The following is a 21,966-nucleotide window of genomic DNA, read 5'->3' as shown; positions in this document are numbered from 1 at the left end:
TGACCGCTCGCAGACCAGACGTCAAGCCGGAGGCTTTTCGAAGGCTCAGGCAGTCCCCGGGCGGCGACATGGGCCGCGGCGGACCCGGTGGGGAGGGCCGCCGTGGGCCATCCCCCCCCGCCATGAAGGCCGGGTGCCGGGCGGGCGAGTGCTCAGACCTCCTCGAGCGTGAGCCGGAGGATGGAGCCCGTGTCGTCCCGGTCCAGGACCTTGAAGGTGGCACCGGGCGGGATGAGCACCTCCTCCTCACCCGGCTTGAGCGAGGCGCCCTGGATGTCGCGGCCCGTCTTGGTCCGGATTTCGAGGATGGCGTCGCCATCGAACTTCGCGTCCGGGTTCTTCGCCGTGCTGGTGAAGGCATCCCGGGTGATGACGGCGTCCTTCGTGTAGGCGTCGTAGTACTTCTTGCTGTCGCCGCGGAACACGGTGCCCTGGAACTTCGGCAGCTCGTTGAGGGCCGCGCGGGTGACGGCAATGCCATCCAGGTTGTTGCGCAGCGCCTGGGACGTGGGGCCGGCGCCATTCTTTGCCAGCGGGAAGAGGACCTGGCCGTTGTACGGCTTGAACTTCTCCTGCGTGTATTTGTAGATGGAGACCTTGCCCTCGTCGGAGAGCCCGTTGATGTTCGCCACGCTGGTGGCCGTCTTCGGGTAGTCCTTCTGGTTCTGCGTCAGGTGGGTGTTCGCCATCTCCACGTAGGGCTCGAACTTCCCCTCCGTGAGCACGCTCATCTGCTTGCGGTAGTTCTCCACCGTGGCGTTGTCCACGGTGAAGCCTTCGTTGAACACGTTGGCCAGCTTGACGCGCTCCGCGTCACCCGCCTTCACGTGCGGCCCGCCCTGGGCGAACACCGCGCGGATGAGGTCGGCCTTGGGGCCGACTTCCGCCTTGAGGGTGGCGAAGTCGGCGGAGCTGGCGTCGCCCTGGTTCCGCTGCAACCCCTGGAGCGCGGAGAAGCCGCCATCGCTGATGTTCTTGATGGCGCCCCGGGGCACGCCCTGGGCCACGAAGGGGGCGATGACCGAGTCATCCCGGAGGACGGCGGGGCCGACCGCGACGGGGACGGTCGTCGGCGGGGTGGTGACGGGCGCCTTCGCGCCGCCCAGCGTCGTCGGCCGAGGGCCGCCCAGGTTGGGAGGCGGCGGCGGCGTAAGGCTCGGCGGACGGACGGTGTTGGTGCGAGTGCCGGTCACGAAGGCATCCGGCGGCGTCGGACTGCCTGAGGACGTCGACGAAGACGGCTTCGGAGGCGGAGGCGGCGAACCGGTCGTCCGCGTGGGCGTGATGCTGGACGTCTTCGTCGTCGTGTTGTTCGTGATGCGACCCATGGCTCTGTCCCCCTCATCCTGGTGAGTGCCAGGAGGTTGATGTGCGCTTATTCCCCATTCTCGGCGCCGGTGTGGCCGAGGTTGTGTCCAGAGGGGGGTGGAGCAGGAATCATCAGCCTGATGACGGATGCCTGGGGCTGACGCGCACGGGATGCAGCGCCGGCCATGGAGCGGGGAGAAGGCTCCCCGCTCCAGGACGGGGGGTTATGGCGCGGGGGCCACGGTGGGCTTGGGCGCCGGCTTCTGAGCAGGGGCGGGCGCGGGAGCCGGCGCGGCGGCGGGCTCCGCGGGCTTGGCGGGCATCTGCAGCGCCTTGCCATTCTCCTGGACGATGCGCCGGTACCAGGCCTCCTGGTACTTGGGATGGTTCACCTTGCCCATCTCATCGCGCACGTTGCCGTCGATGTACTTCACGAGCAGCGTCTCACCGAGCTTGCGCCAGCGGGTGTGGACCTTCTCACCCTGCTGGAGCGAGTAGTCGGTGAGGTACTGGCGCGCCTCCTCGGGGCTGCGCTTGAACTGCTCCTGGGCGCGCTTCTCGATGTCGGCCTGGTCCGCGAGGAACTGGCCTTCCAGCGCGCCCTGCTCCTTCTGCAGGTCATTCACCATGTCGCTCCAGCGCCCGTAGGCCTGGTTCGACACCCAGTTGAACACCCAGAAGGAGGAGTCCCAGGAGAACTCTCCGCGGCTGGCCACGCCCTGCGCGAAGTTCCGCGGCACCTGCCGGATGCCGGCGTACATGGGCGTGTAGACGGTGGTGAAGGTGTCGTCCACGCCGAACCAGAGCACGCCGCCAATGGGCGCCGGCAGCCAGTCCCGCATCTGCGCGACGAAGGAGAAGCCCGTCTGCTGCGTGGAGATGGCGCGCTCGTGGACGTACTGCTTGCCGTCCACCTCCCACGTCATTGGCCGCCAGCGGTATGGCGCCGCGTAGGGGCCCGCGCCCACGTCCTTCGTCATGTCCAGCGGCGTGCCCGTGAAGTGGTCCCGCATCAGCGCCATGGTGTCCTGCACGGACAGCTTCTTGTCCGGCTTCACCCACAGCGGCAGCCGCTTCTGGGGCGCCGCGCCGTCCGCGTACTCCGCGCCCAGCTTCATCGACGGCGCCGCGCGCCGGAAGATGCTCCACACGCGCGCCTCGGAGAACCGCTGCCCGCCGAAGTCGATGGGGTTGTACGTCTCCGCGAAGTTGAAGTCCTTGTCCTCGCCCTTGAACCAACCCTTCGCCCGGGCGAAGGAGATGACGTCCGGCGAGTAGAGCGTCGTCTGCTTCTCGTTCTGCGGGAACGTGCCGATGCGCGCCTGGTTGGCGTGCGCGGAGAGGTACCCGTCGGGCAGCTTGCGGGCCACCCACACCGCGCCCTTCTCGCCCTTGCCCTTGCCAATCATCTCCAGCAGCCAGGCCTCCTTCGGGTCGGCGATGGAGAACGACTCACCGGTGGAGGCATAGCCGTGCTCGGCGACCAGGGTGGTCATCACCTGGATGGCCTCGCGCGCCGTCTTCGCGCGCTCCAGCGCGATGTACATGAGCGAGCCGTAGTCGACGATGCCCGCGGGACCCGCCAGCTCCTCGCGGCCGCCGAAGGTGGACTCACCGATGGAGAGCTGGTGCTCGTTCATGTTGCCCACCACCGAATAGGTCGCGGCGGGCTGGGGGATGCGGCCCAGGAACTTGCCGGTGTCCCACTCGATGATGTCGCGCATGGCGCCCGGCGCGTGGCGGCGCGCGGGCGTGAAGTACAGCTCGCCGTACAGCTCGTGCGCGTCCGCGGCGTAGGTGATGAAGGTGGCTCCATCCGCCGTGGCTCCCTTGGAGACCAGCATGCTGGTGCAGGCGAGCACGGGCGGAGCAACCAGCGCGGCGGTGACAGGCAGCGCGGTGAGCAGGTTCGTCAGGCGTCGGTTCATGGCGCCGGATGGTACCAATCCACTCCCGGATGGCTACCGCTCCCAAGGGGCGCCCCCCTGTTTGCCCCTCATGGGCCCGTGCACCCCAGGGCCGCCGCACCAGGCCACGAGAGAAATCCCGGGCGGCGGCCCCCTTTGCCGGAGCTTCAGTCTCAGTCGTTCGTCGTGCCCACCTCCTTTCTCTCAGGAGGGGCGGGCACCTGTTCGACTCGCAGCGTCGTGGGCCCGCTCAGCGCCAGGTGCGCCTTGAGCTTGAGGAACTTCTTCTTGCCGAAGCCCTTCACGCGCACCAGCTCCTCCACGCGTTTGAAGGGCCGCTTCTGGCGGTGCTCGATGATGCGCTGCGCCGCCTTCTCCCCGACGCCCGGCAGCAAATCCAGCTCCGCCGCGCTGGCCTCGTTGAGGTTGACCGTCCCCGTGTGCTGCGTGCGCAGCTTCGCCGCCTCCGCCACCCCGGGCCCGCACAAGAGCAGGCCCACCACCACCGCGCACAGCGCCCTCACGAGTGGCCACCTACCGGCGCCGCGTCCAGCCCCAGCTCGCCCGCGTAGCGGCCGCCGCTCATTCCCGCCGTGTCGCGCTTCTCCGCCGCCTCGCGGACGTGCAGCTTCCCGTCCAGCGGCAGCACGTCCAGCAACACGTTGAGCGAGCCGTCCTTGTTCACGAAGGCGCTCCCCGCCCGCACCCAGATGCTCCCGCCCTTGCCCTCGCGAATGGAGAAGACCGCCAGTCGCTTACCCGCCGTCAGCATCATCCACCTCCACACTCCGCATCGCGCCACCACGGCGCGGCTGCCTCGTCGGCTTGACCGCCTGAGGTCGGGGAGCGCTTGAGCAGCCGGCGTGCCAATGGTGTTCTCCTCGGGGCGCTCTCCGCACACCGTGCGCGGATGTGAGAACCGTCCAGCGGCGAGGACGGACAGCGACGCGCCAGTGGCTTCTCAGCGGACGAGAGCGCGGCGCCAGGCACGGGAGGGCGCGAACGCGCACTCATGCATGGTTCGCGTCCAGGTGCATGTCCGCCGGAGCCGGCAGCGGCGCGGCGGGGCCGCTGCGTGGAAGCGCGACCGTGAAGGTGGCGCCGCGTCCCGCCTCGCTCTGGACCCGGACCGCCCCTCCCAGCCTTTCGACGAGCTGACTGACGATGTGGAGGCCCAAGCCCAGCCCTCCGTAGTGGCGCGATGACACCGCGCGCTCGAAGGCCCGGAAGATCAGCGCCTGTTGTTCCGCCGGGATGCCGATTCCCTGGTCCCTCACTTCCAGGAGGGCGGTCCTGGCATCCCCGCCGACCTGGATTTCGATGGGCTTGCCCTCGCCGTACTTGAGCGCATTCGAGAGCAGGTTGGTGACAATCTGATCGAGCCGCGACCGGTCCCAGATTCCTGGCATTGGCGTGTCGGCATGAACCCGGAGCGTGGTGCCGGAGAGGGCCAGCTCGGGTGCGAAGCGCGCCGCGATGTCTCGGACCAGCGCGGCGAGGTCCACTTCCTCCAGCTCGAGTTCGAGCCGCCCGGCATGGATGCGCGAGACATCGAGCAGCGTGTTGACGAGCTTCGCCATCCGCATCGCCTGGCGTTCGATGCCTTCGACCGAGTGGGTCACTGTCTCCGTCGACGCGGTGCGGAGCGCTCCCGACCGGGCGCGGCGCAGCAAGCCCTGCACGGACAACTGGAGGGAGGTGACCGGGGTCTTCAGCTCGTGAGAGGCAACGGAGAGGAACTCATCACGAAGGCCGATGGCCTGCTGGGCTTCCTGATAGAGCCGGGCGTTGTCCACGGCCATTGCCGCGCGGCGGGCCAGCTCCTGCGCGAGGGTGAGCTCGGCCAGGCCATAGCGGCTCCCGCCGTCCAACCGGGCGAGCGTGAGCGCGCCGAGCGTCCGGCCACGCGCGAGCAGCGGCACCGACAGCCAGGACTGGAACTCGAGGACTCCGCACCCGGGGGCCGCGGAGCCGTAACCCTCCAGGAAGAACTCCGGCTCGCCGCGGCGGAGCACCCGCCCAGGGCCGTGCGTGGCATTGAGGTCCGGTGGCGCGGGGGCCGCCTTCGCGGGACACCTGGCCCGCAGTGTCTGGGATTGGGCCACGGCGATCCGCTGGGGGGACTGGTCGTTGTCCAGCAGGTCGACCGTGCACCAGTCCGCGAACCGCTGGACGGTCAGCGCCACCACGTTTCGCAGCGCGTCCTCGGGGGCGAGCGAGCCCGCGAGCAGGCCCGAGGCTTCCGACAGGAACGCGGACCTTCCTTCCTGCTCCTCGGCCCGGGCCCGCGCTTGCTGCTCACGCAGGAAGGTCTGGTCGCGCTCCTGCTCGGCCCGCCGTTGCTCGGTGATGTCGATGCCGATGCCGATAATGTACTCGACCGCTCCCGTCGGGCTGCGGAGGACGTTGCTGGACCATGAGATGAGGCGGCGCTCTCCCGCTCGCGTGAGCCAGCAGCTCTCATATTGCTCGTGCCCCTGGCCCGCGGAGAGCTGGGCGAAGTCCCGCTCGACCCGCGCCACTTCTTCCGGGGCCTGGAGCTGCTTCCAGAACCGCGTGCCGCGAAGCTCCTCGAAGGAGTAGCCGGTCATCTCCTGGCATGCGCGGTTGAAGCGGACGATCCGGCCCTCCGCATCCAGGACGATGACCAGTGCGCGGGCCGTATCCAGGACCGCCGAGCTGAAGTCCCGCTCGTGCTGGAGGTCCCGCTCCGTGCGCCGTCGAGCGGTGACGTCCCGGAAGTAGACGGCCCGCCCATAGTAGAGGCCGTCCGCGCTCACCACCGGGGCGTCGTACTGCTCGAATATCCGCCCATCCTTGAGCCGAAGCTCGTCGTGTCCCGACGCGTCGCTGTGCTCGATGAAGAAAGATGCGCGCGCCGTGAACCGGGCGGGCTCCTCCACGAGTTCCGCCGCCGCAAGGACCCACGCCTCGTAGGATGCGGACAGGAGCTCCTCCTCCAACCCCCACATCTGCACGAGGCGGCGGTTGTGCGTGAGCGTCCTTCCTTCCTGGGTGGAGATGAGGATGCCCTCGTCGGAGGCTTCGCTCAGGGACTCCAGCAGCGTCTTCTGCTGGTGGAGCGCGCGCTCGCTGTCCAGGATGCGGGTGAAGAGCTGCCGGTGCATGAGCGCGGTCCGGAGCACGCCGCCGAGGCGCTCCACCATGCCCCGGTACTGTCGCGGCAGGTGCGGCTCGCGGTCGAAGTACATCAGCAGCGCGCTGGCGCTGTGCGCCGCGTCCGTCCCGATGATTGGAGTGGACCAGCGCACGAGCCCCGGCAATTCCAGCTCCGGAAAGGGCAGGTTCACCTCGACGGGCGCTTGCTTCCCTCCGGGCTCGGCGCGGGCGGGAATCGGAAGCTGGCGGGACGCAGCGGAGAGTCCACTTGCGCCCAGAAGGACGACCTGTCCCCGCGCGTTCACCTGGACCCAGAGCGCGACCATGCACCCCAGCCGCTCCGCGACGCGGTCCATGAAGGCGTCCGCGGGCTTGCTCGGGTCGAAGAGGTCGAGCGCCGCGACGGTGAGTTCCTGGAGCACGCTCAGCAGCGCGAGTCGCTCCTCGGTGAGCTTCCGGTCCGCGTCCTCGCAGGGGTCCGCCATGTCCGACCTCGTCCCATCACCCTGGAAGGGCGAGCACCACCACCGTCTTGTTGTGGAACTGCGGAACTCCACCTCCCATGGCCCCCACCTCGCCAAGGGTCAGACAACCCACGAGCGGAGTGGTCTCCCCGAGCGCCTCCTGGACGCGTGAAAGCTCGTCCCGGATTTCCTCGCCCAGGATGGGGTAGCGCGAGAAACAATCGAACACGACCGCGCCGCCCAGCGCGCCAGGGGTTCCTTTCCGAGCCAGGTTGGCCGCACCCGCTGCCGCGTCCATCAGGTCCGCGCGCGCTCCCTCCATCACCCGGACCAACGAGCCATCAGGTATCTCGGCGACGCAGCGGACCGAGCCATCGGGGCCGATGGAGATTGGATCGCGAATCACGAACTCTCCATTGGCCTGGGGAATCCCCAGCGGGTGGGTCATCGCGAAGCGGGCGAAGCCCTGCTCGTCCAGCGCGTCTCCGCGGCTCGCGGCCGTGCGCCGGTAGACCTCGAACGCGCTCTCGTAATCGAGCTCGATGGCGGTCGCGCCGTGGGCCTTCGTGACCTGGGTCGGTGGGCCGTATGGATACCAGCCGTGCTGAATCCCGACGCCTATCGGCGCCTGGGCATCAAAGGCAATCACCACCGCCTGGTCCCGGTATGCCTGCCCATCCGTGAACTGGGCCGTCGTGGCGCTCTGGAGGTTGCCTCCCGCTCCGCCCCCCGCCCAGACGACGCCCGCCCCCGCCTCCTGCTGCGCCCCGCGCACGACCTCCGTTGGATTCCCGCTCAGCCCGTCCGGGAAGACGAGCAGCGCACGGCGGCGCTCCGGCGGCATGGGAGGCAGCTTCTCGATGGCCCTCGCCACCGCGTCACGTCCGGCCGCTCTGGGGTCCTTGCTGACGGGCCCACCCATCCCCGTCCCGACCTGCAAGTCCACCCCGCGAAACAGCGCGACCACCAATCCCTGGAGCAGTAGCTCGGTCCCCGCGAAAACACCCGCCGCGCAGCATCCGGCCCAGGGAAGGTCCCGGAGCTCCCGCCGGAGCGCCGCCGCCAGGTCATCCGCGTCATATTGGTCCGTGCAGAAGACCAGGGCGAAGGTGGGCGCGTCCGCGTCTCGCAGCGCCTCCGCGATCGCCTCCCGGGCGGCGACTTCGCCATCGGGCGAGCTGCTCTTTCCAATCTGCATCCGCATCCCACTGGAATCGATATTCACGCGCGTGCTGGCGTGCAGGTTGAGCCGGCTTCGTTCGGCCGAAGCGGGCACCTTTCGGGCCTGCCTTGGTTGACACCCCCTCGTGCGCCCAGTTGTATCCCCATGCTCATCGAGTGAGCGCAGCGTGCGCTTGAAAGGGGGGACCTCGTGAGAAACGGAAGCATTCTCTTCGTCCTGGCCGTCGTGATTTCCGTGGGGTGTGGCGATAGCTCGGACCCGGACCCAGGCGGGTGTCCCGAGACGGGCACGGGTGCGTTGGAGTTGGCCATCCAGGGACTGCCGGCCTCCGCCAGCCCTCACGTCATCATCCGCCGAGGCAGTGAGTCCCGGGAGGTGCGCGCGGGCGGCCGGCTGGCGGGGCTCACGGCGGGCATGTGGACGCTCTCCCCCGAGCCGGTGGCGGGGAGCGGCGGCCGGGTTCGCGCCGCCTATGATGCGCCAGCGCGCCAGCTATGCGTCTTGGATGGCGAGGTGGCGAACGCGACCCTTCAATACGCGCTCATCCCCAGCAGCCAGCGGCTGTGGCTGTCCACCAGCAACGGGGCGGCCGAGGTGGAGGCCTTCGCCGCCGCGGACCTGGAGGTCACGGGCGCGCCGTCGGCCTCCGTCCAGCTCGGTTCGAGCCCGGGCATTCCCCGCGCTTCGGGGCTCGCGTTCGACAAGCGTGGCAACCTCTGGGCCGCGCTGGGGTCGGGTGAGTTGAGGCGCTATCCGGCCAGCGACCTGGGCGCTTCTGGCGTCAAGAGCCCCGACGTCATCATGCGCGGCGGCGTGTTGAGCGCCGGGAGCCCTGGTCCCATCGCCATTGCGTTCGATGCCGCTGGCGACCTCTGGACCTCCATCGGGTTCAGCGACACCGTCGTCCGGTTTGGCGCGGCCCAGCTTGTCTCCGGCACCGCTCCGGCGCCTCAGGTCGTGCTGAGCGGGCTAGGGGACCCCTCCACGCTCGCGTTCGACGCCATGGGCAACCTCTGGGTGGGAGACGTGAGGGCCGGGGCCTCCCGCGTCCACAAGGTGGCTGCATCGAGCCTCCAGGCGTCCGGCACCGTGACGCCCGTCGCGAGCATCGACGTGATGGAAGCCGCTCCGGGCAGGAGCTTCGCGGGCCCCGCGGGGCTCGCCTTCGATGGGGAGCGAAACCTGTGGGTTTCCTATGGCGCGAGCGGCGTCGTCGTGCGGCTCACGCCCGCCGACCAGGAGGGTTCCGGCGCGGTGAGCGTTGTCCCGAGCATCCAGATTGACGCGGGCGGCCCCAAGGAACTCGCGTTCGACGAAGGAGGGGGACTCTGGATGGCCTACAACTCCGGGAAGATTTCCCGGCTGAGCCCGAGCCAGCTCAGCGTCTCCGGAGCGCCCACGCCCGACGTCGTCATCTCCAGCCCCGACCTCGGGGCCACGCATGGCGTCGCGGTGTATCCCGCCCCCGCGAACCTGCCGCTGTTCCACCGGCTGCCGTGACACGGGCCGGTTGGCGCGAGGAACTGGCCGCTCGGCACTTTCCGCGCGCAACGAACCGTTGAGTGGCCGGGCGGGGGGCTTCCGTCCCCCATTGCCAGGACGGTAGCGTTGCCCACATGGCATCGGGCACCGTCTTGCTGCGACTCGGCGTGGTGGGAGGGCTGCTCGCGGGTTCCGCTTCGCTGGCGGCGGACACGGCGGATGTTCCCCGGGCGGAAGCCGCTCCGGTGGCCCCGGAGTCTTCATCCGTGCAGTGGCAGCTCCTGGCGGGCGGCCTCGCATCGCTCGACGGCTACGCCTCGGCGGGTTACCAGGGATGGCTGCTCGGGGCCGGCTGGGAGTTTCCCCGGCTGCGCTTCCGCTTCCAGTTCCTGGCGGGTCTCCCGTCGAGCATGGTGGAGACCCGCACCGAGGTGAAGCTGGAGCAGTACGTCTTCGGCTTCTGGCTGGACACGCCCGTGCTCCGCTCGGGTGAGTGGCGTTGGAGCGTGGGCGCGGGGGCGGGCTTCCTCCTCTTCGGCCGGACCGCTTTTGCCCGCGTGGGCGGACTGGACACCGCTGGCCCCCGCTTCGTCCCCGCGCTCCTCACGGGGCCGGATACCTCCCTGCGCTGGCGTTTCTCGAAGTACTTCGCAGTGGAGGGCTCGCTGGCGATGGACGTCGTCTTCGGCCGCCCCCTCATCGGCTTCCAGAGCGCGCAGGGGTTCGAACCGCTCCATGAGGGATGGGCCGTCCGGCCGCGACTGAGCGTCGCGATGATGGTCTTCCCGTGAAAGGTGGCCGCCCGATGAACCGCACTGACTTCGCATCGCACGCGCCTCGCGGGACGTTCCGGCACCTGCTCGTCCTGGCACTGCTGGCCTGGAGCGGAGGCTGCGCCGTGGAGGACCCCATCGCGCGGATGCGTGTCGCGGACGGTGGGACGGGCACCTTCTCCACCGATGACGATGAGGCCCTGCTCCTCGGTGAGGAGGGCCTGGAGCTGGCGCTTCCGGATTGCGCGGAGGTCGAGCCGGATGCCGGCTCGGGCGTGACTTGCGAGGACGCGGGGACTCCGGACGTTCCGTAGTCGACTGGTGGCAGGCGTGGGTGGACATCCCACGCGGTGGGACTCGACGGTGAATCGCACGTCATGAGGCTCCAGGAACTGGCGCCGCCGGCGTCTCGTGTCCATGTTGCGCGCGTCCATCCGGTGAACAGGAAGGTGCGCGTGTTCCAGCCAGCTCCTCGCGATGCGCGGGCCCATGATGGGAGCTGGCCCGTGTTGCTGTGGGAGCCTGCTTCCACGCGGCCGCTCGGTGGGGCGTCCCGGTCAACCGAGAAGGCATCGACGCCCTGCGCCATGGCGCCCGTGGTTTTGGAGGTGCGCCCGCGGTTCCGCCCGGCGGACGCCGAGGTGACGGTGGGCAGCGGCGCCGAGTGCGACATCGTCCTCGCCGAGCCCACGGTGTCCCGCCTGCATGCGCGCCTTCGTCGTGAGCCGCACACCGGACTGTGGTGCGTGACGGACTTGGAGAGCGAGCGGGGGACGTACCAGGATGGGGTGCTCATCCTGCCGGGCCGGCCCGCGCCGCTGCTGTGCCGCTCCCGGCTCACGCTGGGGAACGTGGAGCTCCTGTTCCTCCAGACGTATGCCTTCGAGCAGTCCGTGCGCGTGTCCTCGCTGACGCCCCCGGTGAGCTTGACCCGCCGGAGGTGACCTCCTACAAAGGGCGCGCCCTTGGGTGCCCATGTCGGGCTTTCAAGAGGGAAGCCGGTGAGAGTCCGGCGCGGTCCCGCCACTGTGAACGGGCAGCCCTGAGGTCAGGGCCGGGGGCTTCGGTTTGTCGCCACTCCATCCGCGGCCGAGCGCCGTTCCGGGGGAAGGCGGAAGTCCTCTTCTGGCATGACGCAGCGTGCGCCAGTCGCCAGAGTCCGTCAGCCAGGAGACCTGCCCAGGGGTGCGGCCGAGCCTTTCGCGGGCCCGGGCGGTTGGCCTTCTCTCTTCGTCGGAGGGAGCGGAAGGCGGAGCATGCGGTGGACCTTCCTCGCTGGGCCTGTCGTGTGCCTGGTGCTCAGCCTTCCATGTCCCGTCAGGGCGCAGCCTTCCGAGGCCGCTGCCCCGCCCGCGGCCGTGGTTGCCTCTGGGGAAGTGCCCTCCGCCGCACCCGGGTCCGCCCCCACGCGCACTACGGTGGTCCGCGGCAGGACACCGCCTCCGCCCGAGTCTCCGGAGCGGAGGGACCCGACGGGCGCCATCACCGTCATTGATGCGCGAGAGCGAGCGGGCGAGGCGCGCGACACGGCGGAGTTGCTCGTGGGCTCGGTGGGGCTCGCGGTGCAGGACTCCGGTGGCTACGGACAGAGCAAGAGCCTGGTGGTGCGGGGCGCGTCGTCCAACGGCGTGCTCGTGTTCCTGGATGGGATTCCGCTCAACGGCGCGGGCGGCCTGTCGGACCTGTCGCTCATTCCCTCCGCGTTGGTGGAGCGCTTCGAGGTGCTGCGAGGTGGCGCGGGCGCGCGCTATGGCTCGGGCGGCCTGGGCGGCGCCATCAACATCATCACCCGCGCACCGGGGCCGAACCTGCGCACGAGTGGTGAGGTGACCTACGGGAGCTGGAGCACGGCGCTGGGCCACGTCGCCGCCACGGGGCCGATGCTGGGCGGGCAGGCGCTGCTGCTGGTGCACGCGGGCCGCTCGGATGGTGACTTCGCCTACGACGTGGACGAACTGCCCGCCGTGGATGGCAATCCCCAGGTCTCCGAGCGGCGTGCCCGCAACAACGCGCAGGGGGGGGGCGCGCTCCTGCGCTACCGGAGGCGGCTCGCGGGAGGCTCGCGGCTGGATGCGCTCGCGGAGCTGTCCCTGGAGGACCGCGCCATTCCGGGCACCGTGCAGAATCCCCAGTCCACCGGAGACCAGGAGCTGGGGCGGCTGGCGCTGGGCCTTCGCTGGTCGGGCGTGCTCGACGGGTTGGGGCAGGGGAGTGCGCGAGGCTTCTTCCGGCGTGACGGGCTGGAGGTGACGGGGCGCATTCCCGGCGCGGGCGGCGCGCAGCGGCACTCGGTGGGCGGCGTGGAGCTGGAGGGTCGCAGGCCGCTGGGAGAGCGCCAGTCGCTGACCGTCACGGTGGCGACTTCGGGTGAGACGGTGACTCAGGAGGAGGGCGCACAGGCCGCGTCGTGGTGGCGCGCCAGCGTCATGGCCATGGATGAGGTGAGGCTCTTCGGCGGCGCGCTGGACGTGGTGCCTTCGCTGCGGCTGGAGCGGGTGGGGCCGTACTGGTTGCTGTCGCCGAAGCTGGGTGCATCCGTCGAACTGGGACGCGGCTTCGGGCTGCGCGCCAACGCCGGGCAGTCCCACCGCGCGCCGTCCTTCCTGGAGCTGTACATCCGGCAGGGGACGCTGCTGCCCAACCCCGGGCTGAAGCCCGAGCGCGCCTTGTACGCGGACGCGGCGGTGATGTGGCGCTCCGGTCCGGAAGACTCCGAGGACGCGGCGCCACGCTGGGGGCTCACGCTGGGCGGCTTCGCGGCGCTCTACGAGAACCTCATCGCCTATGAGCTGTACCCGCCGCTGATGGCGCGCCCGTACAACTTCGACACCGCGCGCGTGTGGGGTCTGGAGCTGGAGGGCGAGGCGCGGCCCTTCGCCTGGCTCCTGGCCAGCACGGGCTACACGTATCTGCGCACGGAGAACCGCTACGGGGACCCGCGCTTCTTCGGCAAGGACCTGCCGTACCGTCCCAGGCACAAGTGGGTGGGGCGGGTGCGCGCGGGGCCGGACTGGCTCAACGCCCGCGCGGAAGTGCTCTACCAGTCCGCTCAGCTCATCAACCGCACCGGCTCGCTCGATTTGCCATCACGCACGTTGGTGAGCGCGGGCGCGTCCAGCACCTTCCTCCATGGGCCGGACCTCACCCTGTCCGTCGAGCTGAAGAACCTCCTCGACGTCCGGACCTTCGACTTCACGGGCTTCCCGCTGCCGGGACGCGCCGCCTATGTGACGCTCGCGGTGGCGCTCGAGCCAGGCGCGTCACCGTCTTCCTCCTCCACTCGGGAGCCCCATGCCTCGCCCGCGTCCCCTGTCCCCTGAGCCATTCCTTCCGACCTTGCTGCTGGTGGCAGTGGCGGCGCTGCTGCTCACCGGGTGCCCCGAGGAGGGCGCGGTGTGCACCTCCGGCCTGTCCGTCTGCGGCGACGCCTGCGTGGACCTGGGCGGCGATGTCGCCAACTGCGGCGCCTGTGGCAACGCGTGCGGCGCCGGCCAGACGTGTCAGGCCGGCGTCTGTGGCTGTCGTCCGGGGACGGAGTCCTGCGGTGGCGCGTGTGTGGCCACGGCGAGCGATGCCACGAACTGCGGCGCCTGTGGCAACGCGTGCTCCGCCGGGCTCGTGTGCGAATCCGGCGTGTGCCGCGAGGGCTGCTCCGAAGGCAGCTTGCGGTGCGGGGACTCGTGCGTGGACGTGCGCGCGGACGTGCTCAACTGCGGCGCCTGCGGCAACGTGTGTCCGGACGTGCAGACGTGTCACGAGGGACGCTGCGGCTACGACGTGGTGGCGGCCTGCTACACCCACGGGCAGCTCGTGGGCATCCAGGCGGGGACGGACCAGCTCGGGCCGCGGCGTCAGTTCGGCTCGGGCGTGCAGACACTCGCGTCCTGGGACGGCTACGTGCTGGCCGCGGACGCCACGGCTTCGAAGCTGCTCCAGGCGGCGGGCGGCGCGCTGGGGACGGTGGTGGAGGAGGACTCGCTGGGCGGGGTGGCGGGCTCGCCCAACGACATCCTGGTGGACCCGCCTTATGTCTACGTCGTGGACTCGGTGAACAACACCTTGCAGGTGCTCAAGCGAGAGGGCCCTTCCCAGGGCGCGGGGCTGGGCCTGCGCACCGTGACGCAGGTGAACCTGGGGGCCAACACCAGCCCGCAGGCGCTGGCGAAGTGGGGCACCACGCTGTACGTCCCATTGTTCGGCACGGGCGGCTCCATGTTCCAGTTCGGCAATGCCGTCGCGCGCGTGGACATCTCCAACCCCGAGCAGCCGCGCAAGGTGGACACGATTTCGCTCACCGGGCTGGACCTGAAGCCCTTCGATGGCGGCACGGTGTTGCCGCTGCCTTACTCCGTCGCGGCGACGGAGGCGGGGGTGTACGTGAGCCTCACCAACCTGAATCCCTACAACGGCTACAAGCCCAATGGCCCGGGCATGCTCGCGAAGATCGACCCCGCGAGCGGCAGCGTGAGCGCCATTGACCTGGGCGCGGCGGATTGCCTCAACGCGGGCTACGTGGAGGCCGTGGGTGACCAGCTCGTGGTGGCCTGCCTGGGCGAGGCCGAGTACGACGAGGCCAACGGGCACAGTGCCAGCGCCGTGCGCGCCTCCGGGCTGGTGCTGGTGAAGAACGACGCACCCGTGGCGGCGTACGCGCTCAAGGCGGGGTGTGAGCCCGGAACGCCAGGCTGCAACATCTCCGTGGCCAGCCGCTTCGCGGTGTCGGAGGGCGCGGTGTACCTGGCGGATACGAACGCGGGCCGCGTCTTCGTGGTGGCGGTGGAGGACGGGCGGCTGGTGGAGCGCCGCGGCTTCTCTTCGCCCCAGGCGCTGGGGCCCGCGCTGGAGGCGTGTCCCACGGACCCGCGCCGGCCCGTGTCCAATGCCATTGACGTCACCGCCCTGCACTGAGGAAGCGCACGCCATGCCGATGAACACGACTTCCACTTCGCGTCCCCGCTCGGGCATGTCCGTCCTGCTCGCCACGGTGCTGTGCCTGCTCGCCGGTACGGTGAGCGCGGCGGAGACGTCGAGCCTGAGGACGCTGGGACCGCCAGCACCTTCCAAGGTGCGGCGCGTGGTGACGCTGGCGCCCTCGCTGTCGGAGATGGTGCTGTCCCTGGGCGCGGGGAGCACGCTGGTGGGGGTGTCCCGCTTCGACGAGGCGAAGGAGGTGGCGAAGCTGCCGCGCGTGGGCGGCTTCACGGACCCTTCCGTGGAGGCGGTGATTGCGCTCAAGCCGGACCTGCTCCTGGTGCAGCCCGGGCCGGGCAACCAGCGTCCGGTGGAGAAGATGGCGGAGCTGGGCGTGCCCGTGCTGCTGCTGCCGCTCCACTCCGTGGCGGACGTGCTCGCGGCCATGCGCGCGGTGGGGAAGGCGCTCGGACGGGAAAAGGAGGCGGAGGCGGTGGTGGTGGGCATCGAGGCCACGCGCACGCGCATCCGGGAGGCGGCGAAGAAGCTGCCCGCGCCGCGGGTGCTGTTCGTCTATGGCTTCGAGCCGCTCGTGGTAGCGGGGCCTGGCTCCTTCGCGGACGAACTGCTCCGGGACGCGGGCGGCATCAACGTGGCGGCGGACGCGAGCTCCGCGTACCCGGTGTACTCGGTGGAGCGCGTGGTGCGTGCCCGGGCCACGGTGGTGGTGGATGCCGCGGATGTGGACGTGGGCAAGGACAAGCTGAGGGCACTGCCTGGCCTGTCCAGCGCGCGCTGGGTGGACCTGCCCTCCATGTCGCTGCTGCAGCCGGGACCTTCGTTGGGGCGGGGGCTGGAGGAACTCTTCCGTTTGCTGCATCCGGAAGGAACGGGTAAGGCCGCGCCGTGAGCGAGCCGGCGACATCCCAGCGTGCACATGGCGGAGCGGGAGGGTTTCGTGCCTCGCGCGCGGTGATGTTGTTCGGAGGCTTCCTCGTGTTGGCGGTGGGGTGCCTGGCGGTGGCGGTGCGCTTCGGTGAGCAGTCCATCTCCCTCACCGCCGCACTGACGGAGCCCACGTCCACGGACGCCGTCATCTTCTGGTCGCTGCGGCTGCCGCGCGCGCTGCTGGGGGCCATCGTGGGCGCGGGGCTGGCGGCCTCGGGCGCCACGCTCCAGGGGCTCTTGCGCAATCCGCTGGCGGACCCGTTCGTGCTCGGCGTGTCCGGCGGGGCGGCGATGGGGGCGACGCTGGCGCTCGCGGTGGGGCTCGGCACCGTGGGGGAAGTGGCACCGGGCCTGGGCGGCGCCATGGCGCGTCTGTCCGCGCCCGCGCTCTTCTCCTTCCTGGGCGCGGGGGCCGCCATCCTCTTCGTCCTCTCCGCCAGCCGGGGCTCCGCGTCGCGCGCGCCCTACGCCGCGCTGCTCACCGGCGTGGTGTTCAACGCGTTCGCCTCCGCGGCCATCACACTGGTGAAGACACTGTCCGCCCCCGACCGGCTGGGGGAAATCCTCTACTGGCTCGCCGGAGCGCTGGGGTACGAGCGCGGCGGCACGCTGGCGCTCTCCGCGCTGCTTCAGGCCGGCGCGATTGGCGTCATGTGGGTGCTCTCCGCACGGTTGAACCTGTTGTCGCTGGGTGACGATGACGCGGCGTCCCTGGGGGTTCCGGTGGCGGCGACGCGCCGCTGGTTGCTGCTGGCCGCCAGCGCGAGCGTCGCGGGCGCGGTGGCGCTCACGGGGTTGATTGGCTTCGTGGGCCTCATCGTGCCGCACCTGCTGCGGCTGGCCTTCGGGCCGGACCAGCGGCTGCTGGTGCCACTGTCGGCGCTGGGAGGCGCGGCCTTCCTCGTCCTGTCGGATTTGCTGGCGCGGCTGGCCTTCCCCTTGTTCGGGGCCGAGCCTCCCGTGGGCGTCGTCACCGCGCTGCTGGGCGGCCCGCTGTTCCTCGCGCTGCTCCGGCGGCGGGTGCGTCTGGGGACCAGTCATTGACAATGGCTTGCACCCGCCATATCCCCGCCCGCGTCCTCGGTGTCGCCGTGGAACCACGGTGACTCAAGGGAACCCGGTGTGAATCCGGGACTGCCCCGCAGCGGTGAGCAGGAACGAACGCCGTCACGTGAAGCACTGGCCCGAAGCGGGCTGGGAAGCGACGGCAAGTAGGTGGGTGCTCCGTGCACCCGCGCCTGCGAGTCCGAAAACCTGCCGAAGACCCGTGCCCCTGGCACGGACATCACCGAGGCCTCCGAGGGGAGGCGGCGGGGGCGGTGCTGTCCGGCGCGAAAGGTCCGCCGGGGCTTTGCCTTCGGCCGTGTCCTCCTGGAAGCCCATTCGCCCGTGGGGGCGGAAGAGGGAGCGAGGACACCGATGAAGTACGCCGATGTGAAGCGCGCAGGAGCCCGCACGAAGTCCCTGATGTTCGCCACGGCCAGTCTGGTGCTGGCGGTTGCCACCACGGGCTGTGGCTCCGAATGCGTGGATGTCTACGACTGCCGCAGCGAGAACGGCCCCGCTCCCGCGGGCCAGGAGTGGACGTGCGCCTCGGAGAAGTGTGAGACGCGGCCCATCCAGCAGGTCCCCGGGGAAGACGCGGGCACCGACCCGGAGTCCGATGCTGGCACCAATCCGGAGCCGGACGCGGGCACGGAGCCGGACGCGGGTACGGAGACGGACGCTGGCACGGAGTACACGTGCGAGACGGCGCCGTACGACCCGGTGCTCGGCACGCTTCAGCTCCAGGCGGGCTTCGAGACCGCGGGCTCCGCGCCCATGCCGGACGACGTGCTGGCGGTGGCCGTCACGCCGGGCCCCACGTACGCGGTCTATGCCGTGCAAGGGGATACGAGCGCGGACGTCTATTCGCTGGGAATCTGGCCGGACCTGACGCCTTCCTCGTCGCCGCTGTTCAACGTCCTGGCGCCCGAGGACCGCGGGGCCACGTCGGGCATCTTCCCCAACCGCTTCCTCGTGCATGGCGCCGAGCGGCTGCTGGCCGGCTACACGAAGTCGGGTGGCGCGGGCACGGTCTCGCTCTATGACGTCGTCACCCCTGGCAACTCGAGCTACGTCAACTCGCCGGGCAACATGAGCGCCGCCGCGTTCACGTCGGGCACGACGTCCGCCTTCCTCATCAACAGCACGGGGCTGTCCGCCATCAACGGCTTCGGAATCTATGCGCTGGTGACCTCCTCGGACCCCATGGCCTCCGTGAAGGTGGCCGACTTCCCGCAGACCGCTGGCGGAAATGGCTTCAGTGCCGTGGCGAACAACGGCGTCTCCGTGTTCGGTTTCGCCGTTCCGCCGGATTACACCAACGTGGCCTACGCGGTGGCGCCCTCTGTCGTGAGCGCGGCGCTCTCCTCCAACACGCCGTTCGCCTTGGATGCGCAGCCGCAGATTGACGTGGGCAGCGACTTCAACGCGGCCTCCGCCTTCGGTGACGGCGTCGTCGTCAAGCGGGGGGCCTACGATGCCACCTGGCAGTTCGTCACCACGGACGTGTCCCGCTATAGCCTGTCCGCGGACGCGACCCCGGGTCAGGTCGTCATTGGCGAGCGCACGCCGGTGCTGTCGTTCGTGGACCAGTGCACCTCCGTGACGCAGCTGACCCACCTGGGCTCGGACCTGCTGGTGGGCATCGAGGACGTGAACGGCGAGCGGCTGGTCCGCATTCGGGCCGTGCCGTGAGCCATCGCGGCCTCCACCGCTTCGCCTGGGGCACGGCGCTCGCCGTGCTCCTGGGCGCCACCGCGTGCGGTGACGATTCCTCCGGCGTCGGCGAAGACGCGGGAACGGACCCGGTGCGGGACGACGCGGGACAGCCGGATGGCTCCACACCGCTGGAGCCCGATGCCGGACTTCCGCCCGAGGACCCGTACGCGGACGAAGTCGTCCTCTTCGAGCCCGGCGACTTCGCGGGCTTCGGGCAGGACCGCTTCCCGGACGTCGTGCTCGGGCCTCCGTCGGGGCTGGGGCCGGACAACGGCTCGCTGGACGTGCTCTCGCTGGGCCGGGGCGGCACAATCGTTCTGCGCTTCACCGACATCGCCGTGATGGATGGGCCGGGCGTGGACCTGCTCGTGTTCGAGAACACCTTCCGCGTCGCGGGCGGAGCAGCCACGTACTCCGAGCGGGGCATCGTCTCCGTCAGCGACGACGGCGTCACCTGGCACGAATTCCCGTGTGCCACCACGGACGCCGCGGGCGGCTACCCGGGATGCGCGGGCGTCGCCACCGTCCAGGCCAATCCGGCCAACGGCGTCAGCGCCACGGACCCCGCGGTTGCGGGCGGAGACGGGTTCGACCTGGCGACGGTGGGCCTGAGCCGCGCGCAGTACGTGCGCATCGTCGACGCGGGCAACAACCGCTACGGCGGCACCTCCGGAGGCTTCGACCTGGACGCCGTCGCGGTGGTGAACGGCGTGTCGCTTCGGAGCGGCACGCCGTGAAGGGGCTCCCGCCACGTCCATGTCCCTTGTCCATGACAGGGGAGGTGGACCGCCGCGCCGCGCTCGGCACGCTGCTCAAGGGCACCTGTGCCCTGGCGGCGTTCGGGGCGGGGTGTGGTGACGGGTGGCGGGAAGCCGTGGTGCTCGACCCTCCCGATGCGGGAGGGCCGGGCCCGTCTTGTGCGCCGCGGGTACCGTCGGGCCCGCCCGGCGAGGGCTGGGTGGAAGTCTCGTTGGTGGAGCACCCCGCGCTGGAGGTCCCCGGCGGCGCCGCGGAGGTCCGCATCCCCCAGGCGCTGCTGGACGTGGTGGTGGTCCACACGTCACCTGGCTGTTACACGGCGCTCTGGCGCATCTGCACGCACGGTGATTGCGCCGTGGACTGGGTGCCGGCCGACGGCGTCATGGAATGCCCCTGTCATGGCTCCCGCTTCACCCAGGAGGGGCAGGTGCTGAATGGCCCGGCGACTCGACCGCTCGCGGCCTTCCCCGTGGTGAGACAGGGCGCTTCCCTGTTCATCCACCGGCCCCGCTGATCAATTGTTCGGGCATCCGTACCGCAGGTGAAATGACGCGGTGCGAAGAGACGCGTCCTGACGCCGGGTTACCGAATACCCGCACTGAGTCAGTGTCTCCTTCTCTCAACAGGCGGGAGAGTCGTGTAATGTCGGGCATTCGATGTGGCAGATCATCATCAACGGGCCCGGCTACTTCGACACGTCGTACGATCTGCCTGAGGGCGTGACGAGCCTCGGCCGCGCGGACGAGAACGATATCGTCCTGGGCGGCGATCTCGTCTCACGCCGGCATGCGAGGCTGTACGTCGACGGTGACGTGCTGCGAATCGAAGACCTGGGCAGTCGCAACGGCAGCCGCATCAACGGCGCGCCCTTGCAGGGCTCTCGGCAGCTCGCCGCCGGAGACTCGGTGGCGCTGGGCGAGAACGTCCTCTCCGTGCGCCAGCCCAACACCGTGGAGAACGCGGCCACGGAGATGGTGGACCTGGGCGCGGGTGGCGTCGTGCGCTTCGGCCACGGCCAGGACGTGGGCCCCTCCGTCCTGTTGGCGAAGAACGTGCGCGACGCGGACGTGCTGCGGCTCCTGGACAACGTGGGCCCGGTCTCCTTCGACGACAGCTTCTCCGCGTCCGCGCCGCTGCCCGCCGCGAGCCCACGCGTGGGGCAGGAGACGCTGGTGCTGTTGTTCCGCACCGCGGAGGCGCTCTCGTCGGCCACGACGCTGTCGTCGTTCCTGGACTCCACCATGGACCGGCTGCTGGAGGTCACCGACGCGACCACGGCGGTGGTGCTGCTCAAGCACGCCACGGGCGCCATGGTGCCCGCCGCCGTGCGCCACCGCGGCCGGCTGGCCAAGGGCGAGGTACCCGTCTCGGATGCCATTGTGGAGGAGGCCCTGCGTCAGGGCCGCGCGCTCGCCGTGGGCGACGTGCGCGATGACCGCCGCTTCGCGGGCCGGGAGAGCGTCATCCTTTACGGCGTGGACCGGGTGCTGTGCATCCCCATCGGCACCGAGCCGCCCTACGCGGGGGTGCTCTACGTCAACCTGTCGGCCAAGGGTGACGCCAGCGTGGAGTCGATGCTGGATACCTGCACCGCGGTGGCGCACCTGGTGGCCACCGGCGTGCAGAAGTTCTCCCCGCGAGAGGGGAGTCCCGCGGCGGACAGGCTGCGGCGCAACCTGGAGCGCTTCCACCCGCCGGACGTGGCCGAGCGCCGCGCCGCCGAGGCCCAGAAGCAGGGCGGCAAGCTGCCCGGCCTGGAGGAGCGCAACCTCACCATCCTGCACGCGGAGCTCGTGGGCTTCTCCGTGTTGTCCATGCGCATCGGCGCCGCGCGCGCCACGCAGATGCTCAACGACTTCCACGCGCGGATGAGCGGCATCGTCTTCAGCTTCGAGGCCACCGTGGAGGGCTTCCGGGGCGAATCCCTGCGCGCCCTCTTCGGCGTTCCCTACGTGAAGGGCGAGGATTCGATCCGGGCCGTCCGGGCCGCCCTGGCGCTGCGCTCCGAGTGGGAGCGGTCCATGGCGCGCCGGCCCCTGGACGAGCGCTGCGAGCTGCGAATCGCCCTGCACAGCACCCGGGCCCTGGTGGGGATGATCGGCACCGAGGTGCGCCCGGACTACACCGTGGTGGGGGACGGCGTCGGGATTGCGGGGTGGCTTGCCGGCACCGCCAGCCCGGGCCAGGTGCTCATCACCGGCAAGGTCCTGGCCACCGTGGGGGCTCGCTTCGACGTCCAGCCGCTGGGCGAGCGCCTCATCCGCCCCCCGAAGGACAAGGTAGCGGCCTTCGAGGTGCTGGAAGAGGATGTAGGCCAGTTGACCAATCCCGGCTTCCGCTGAGGGGGC

At 70.4% G+C, this 21,966-nt stretch carries 18 protein-coding genes and 2 riboswitches; of the genes, 12 read left to right on the top strand and 6 right to left on the bottom strand.

Annotated features, from left to right (window positions below):
* Nucleotides 1–152 precede the first annotated feature (152 nt).
* The 6 genes from BHS09_RS39740 to BHS09_RS33870 form a co-directional block, all read right to left on the bottom strand.
* Nucleotides 153–1,328 carry an ADP-ribosyltransferase domain-containing protein gene (locus BHS09_RS39740; protein WP_237079992.1) on the bottom strand — a complete coding sequence of 392 codons (1,176 nt, stop codon included), beginning with the start codon at nucleotides 1,326–1,328 and terminating at the stop codon, nucleotides 153–155.
* A 204-nt stretch (nucleotides 1,329–1,532) separates the two neighbouring features.
* The gene (locus tag BHS09_RS33890) at nucleotides 1,533–3,236 is read right to left on the bottom strand and encodes a dipeptidase (RefSeq protein WP_140795508.1); all 1,704 of its coding nucleotides are present in this window, start codon (nucleotides 3,234–3,236) and stop codon (nucleotides 1,533–1,535) included.
* Between the two features lie 152 nt (nucleotides 3,237–3,388).
* On the bottom strand, nucleotides 3,389–3,739 hold the full coding sequence (locus BHS09_RS33885) for a ComEA family DNA-binding protein (protein WP_140795507.1): 351 nt from the start codon (nucleotides 3,737–3,739) through the stop codon (nucleotides 3,389–3,391).
* Nucleotides 3,736–3,987: a hypothetical protein gene (locus tag BHS09_RS33880; protein WP_171410524.1), complete on the bottom strand. Its 252-nt coding sequence runs from the start codon at nucleotides 3,985–3,987 to the stop codon at nucleotides 3,736–3,738. Before BHS09_RS33880 ends, BHS09_RS33885 begins: the two co-directional genes overlap by 4 nt.
* Nucleotides 3,988–4,225: 238 nt before the next feature.
* On the bottom strand, nucleotides 4,226–6,820 hold the full coding sequence (locus BHS09_RS33875) for a PAS domain-containing sensor histidine kinase (protein ID WP_140800112.1): 2,595 nt from the start codon (nucleotides 6,818–6,820) through the stop codon (nucleotides 4,226–4,228).
* 16 nt (nucleotides 6,821–6,836) lie between these two features.
* The gene (locus tag BHS09_RS33870; protein WP_237077722.1) at nucleotides 6,837–8,075 is read right to left on the bottom strand and encodes an FIST signal transduction protein; all 1,239 of its coding nucleotides are present in this window, start codon (nucleotides 8,073–8,075) and stop codon (nucleotides 6,837–6,839) included.
* Nucleotides 8,076–8,171: 96 nt separating this feature from the next.
* On the opposite strand from BHS09_RS33870, the gene BHS09_RS33865 reads away from it, so the two are divergent.
* The 12 genes from BHS09_RS33865 to BHS09_RS33810 all read left to right on the top strand — a co-directional run bounded on the left by BHS09_RS33865 (nucleotide 8,172) and on the right by BHS09_RS33810 (nucleotide 21,960).
* Nucleotides 8,172–9,482 carry a Vgb family protein gene (locus tag BHS09_RS33865; RefSeq protein ID WP_140800111.1) on the top strand — a complete coding sequence of 437 codons (1,311 nt, stop codon included), beginning with the start codon at nucleotides 8,172–8,174 and terminating at the stop codon, nucleotides 9,480–9,482.
* Between the two features lie 116 nt (nucleotides 9,483–9,598).
* Nucleotides 9,599–10,255, top strand: coding sequence for a hypothetical protein (locus BHS09_RS33860; RefSeq protein WP_237079991.1), 657 nt, complete (start codon nucleotides 9,599–9,601; stop codon nucleotides 10,253–10,255).
* A 14-nt stretch (nucleotides 10,256–10,269) separates the two neighbouring features.
* Nucleotides 10,270–10,551, top strand: a complete 282-nt coding sequence (locus BHS09_RS33855; protein ID WP_140800109.1) for a hypothetical protein — start codon at nucleotides 10,270–10,272, stop codon at nucleotides 10,549–10,551.
* 273 nt (nucleotides 10,552–10,824) lie between these two features.
* Nucleotides 10,825–11,181, top strand: a complete 357-nt coding sequence (locus tag BHS09_RS33850) for an FHA domain-containing protein (protein WP_237077720.1) — start codon at nucleotides 10,825–10,827, stop codon at nucleotides 11,179–11,181.
* Between the two features lie 6 nt (nucleotides 11,182–11,187).
* Nucleotides 11,188–11,434: riboswitch (cobalamin riboswitch) on the top strand.
* Between the two features lie 59 nt (nucleotides 11,435–11,493).
* A complete protein-coding gene (locus BHS09_RS33845; protein ID WP_140800108.1) occupies nucleotides 11,494–13,557 on the top strand; it encodes a TonB-dependent receptor plug domain-containing protein in 2,064 nt (687 codons plus the stop codon).
* Nucleotides 13,529–15,145, top strand: coding sequence for an MXAN_6577-like cysteine-rich protein (locus BHS09_RS33840; RefSeq protein ID WP_140800107.1), 1,617 nt, complete (start codon nucleotides 13,529–13,531; stop codon nucleotides 15,143–15,145). Before BHS09_RS33845 ends, BHS09_RS33840 begins: the two co-directional genes overlap by 29 nt.
* A gap of 19 nt (nucleotides 15,146–15,164) precedes the next feature.
* A complete protein-coding gene (locus tag BHS09_RS33835; protein WP_237077719.1) occupies nucleotides 15,165–16,058 on the top strand; it encodes an ABC transporter substrate-binding protein in 894 nt (297 codons plus the stop codon).
* A complete protein-coding gene (locus BHS09_RS33830) occupies nucleotides 16,055–17,140 on the top strand; it encodes a FecCD family ABC transporter permease (RefSeq protein ID WP_140800106.1) in 1,086 nt (361 codons plus the stop codon). Before BHS09_RS33835 ends, BHS09_RS33830 begins: the two co-directional genes overlap by 4 nt.
* A 20-nt stretch (nucleotides 17,141–17,160) precedes the next feature.
* A riboswitch (cobalamin riboswitch) is annotated at nucleotides 17,161–17,372 on the top strand.
* Nucleotides 17,373–17,515: 143 nt separating this feature from the next.
* Nucleotides 17,516–18,835 (top strand): hypothetical protein, encoded by a 1,320-nt coding sequence (locus tag BHS09_RS33825; protein ID WP_140800105.1) that lies wholly within the window; start codon nucleotides 17,516–17,518, stop codon nucleotides 18,833–18,835.
* Nucleotides 18,832–19,596 carry a cell surface protein gene (locus BHS09_RS33820; protein WP_140800104.1) on the top strand — a complete coding sequence of 255 codons (765 nt, stop codon included), beginning with the start codon at nucleotides 18,832–18,834 and terminating at the stop codon, nucleotides 19,594–19,596. Before BHS09_RS33825 ends, BHS09_RS33820 begins: the two co-directional genes overlap by 4 nt.
* Nucleotides 19,597–19,628: 32 nt before the next feature.
* Nucleotides 19,629–20,132 (top strand): QcrA and Rieske domain-containing protein, encoded by a 504-nt coding sequence (locus BHS09_RS33815; RefSeq protein WP_140795495.1) that lies wholly within the window; start codon nucleotides 19,629–19,631, stop codon nucleotides 20,130–20,132.
* Between the two features lie 142 nt (nucleotides 20,133–20,274).
* Entirely contained in the window at nucleotides 20,275–21,960 is a 1,686-nt protein-coding gene (locus BHS09_RS33810; protein ID WP_140800103.1) for an FHA domain-containing protein, read from the top strand.
* Nucleotides 21,961–21,966: the final 6 nt, after the last annotated feature.

Source organism: Myxococcus xanthus (genome assembly GCF_006402735.1).
Lineage (GTDB): Bacteria > Myxococcota > Myxococcia > Myxococcales > Myxococcaceae > Myxococcus > Myxococcus xanthus_A.
Note: the sequence above shows the minus strand (reverse complement) of the source record. Positions and strands in the feature narration are given on the sequence as shown.

Coding starts and splice junctions, on each gene's coding strand:
- BHS09_RS33835 (WP_237077719.1), top strand. CDS start 15,165: ATGAACACGACTTCCACTTCGCGTCCCCGCTCGGGCATGTCCGTCCTG.
- BHS09_RS33875 (WP_140800112.1), bottom strand. CDS start 6,820: ATGGCGGACCCCTGCGAGGACGCGGACCGGAAGCTCACCGAGGAGCGA.
- BHS09_RS39740 (WP_237079992.1), bottom strand. CDS start 1,328: ATGGGTCGCATCACGAACAACACGACGACGAAGACGTCCAGCATCACG.
- BHS09_RS33860 (WP_237079991.1), top strand. CDS start 9,599: ATGGCATCGGGCACCGTCTTGCTGCGACTCGGCGTGGTGGGAGGGCTG.
- BHS09_RS33810 (WP_140800103.1), top strand. CDS start 20,275: ATGTGGCAGATCATCATCAACGGGCCCGGCTACTTCGACACGTCGTAC.
- BHS09_RS33855 (WP_140800109.1), top strand. CDS start 10,270: ATGAACCGCACTGACTTCGCATCGCACGCGCCTCGCGGGACGTTCCGG.
- BHS09_RS33815 (WP_140795495.1), top strand. CDS start 19,629: ATGACAGGGGAGGTGGACCGCCGCGCCGCGCTCGGCACGCTGCTCAAG.
- BHS09_RS33880 (WP_171410524.1), bottom strand. CDS start 3,987: ATGCTGACGGCGGGTAAGCGACTGGCGGTCTTCTCCATTCGCGAGGGC.
- BHS09_RS33840 (WP_140800107.1), top strand. CDS start 13,529: ATGCCTCGCCCGCGTCCCCTGTCCCCTGAGCCATTCCTTCCGACCTTG.
- BHS09_RS33850 (WP_237077720.1), top strand. CDS start 10,825: ATGGCGCCCGTGGTTTTGGAGGTGCGCCCGCGGTTCCGCCCGGCGGAC.
- BHS09_RS33845 (WP_140800108.1), top strand. CDS start 11,494: ATGCGGTGGACCTTCCTCGCTGGGCCTGTCGTGTGCCTGGTGCTCAGC.
- BHS09_RS33825 (WP_140800105.1), top strand. CDS start 17,516: ATGAAGTACGCCGATGTGAAGCGCGCAGGAGCCCGCACGAAGTCCCTG.
- BHS09_RS33890 (WP_140795508.1), bottom strand. CDS start 3,236: ATGAACCGACGCCTGACGAACCTGCTCACCGCGCTGCCTGTCACCGCC.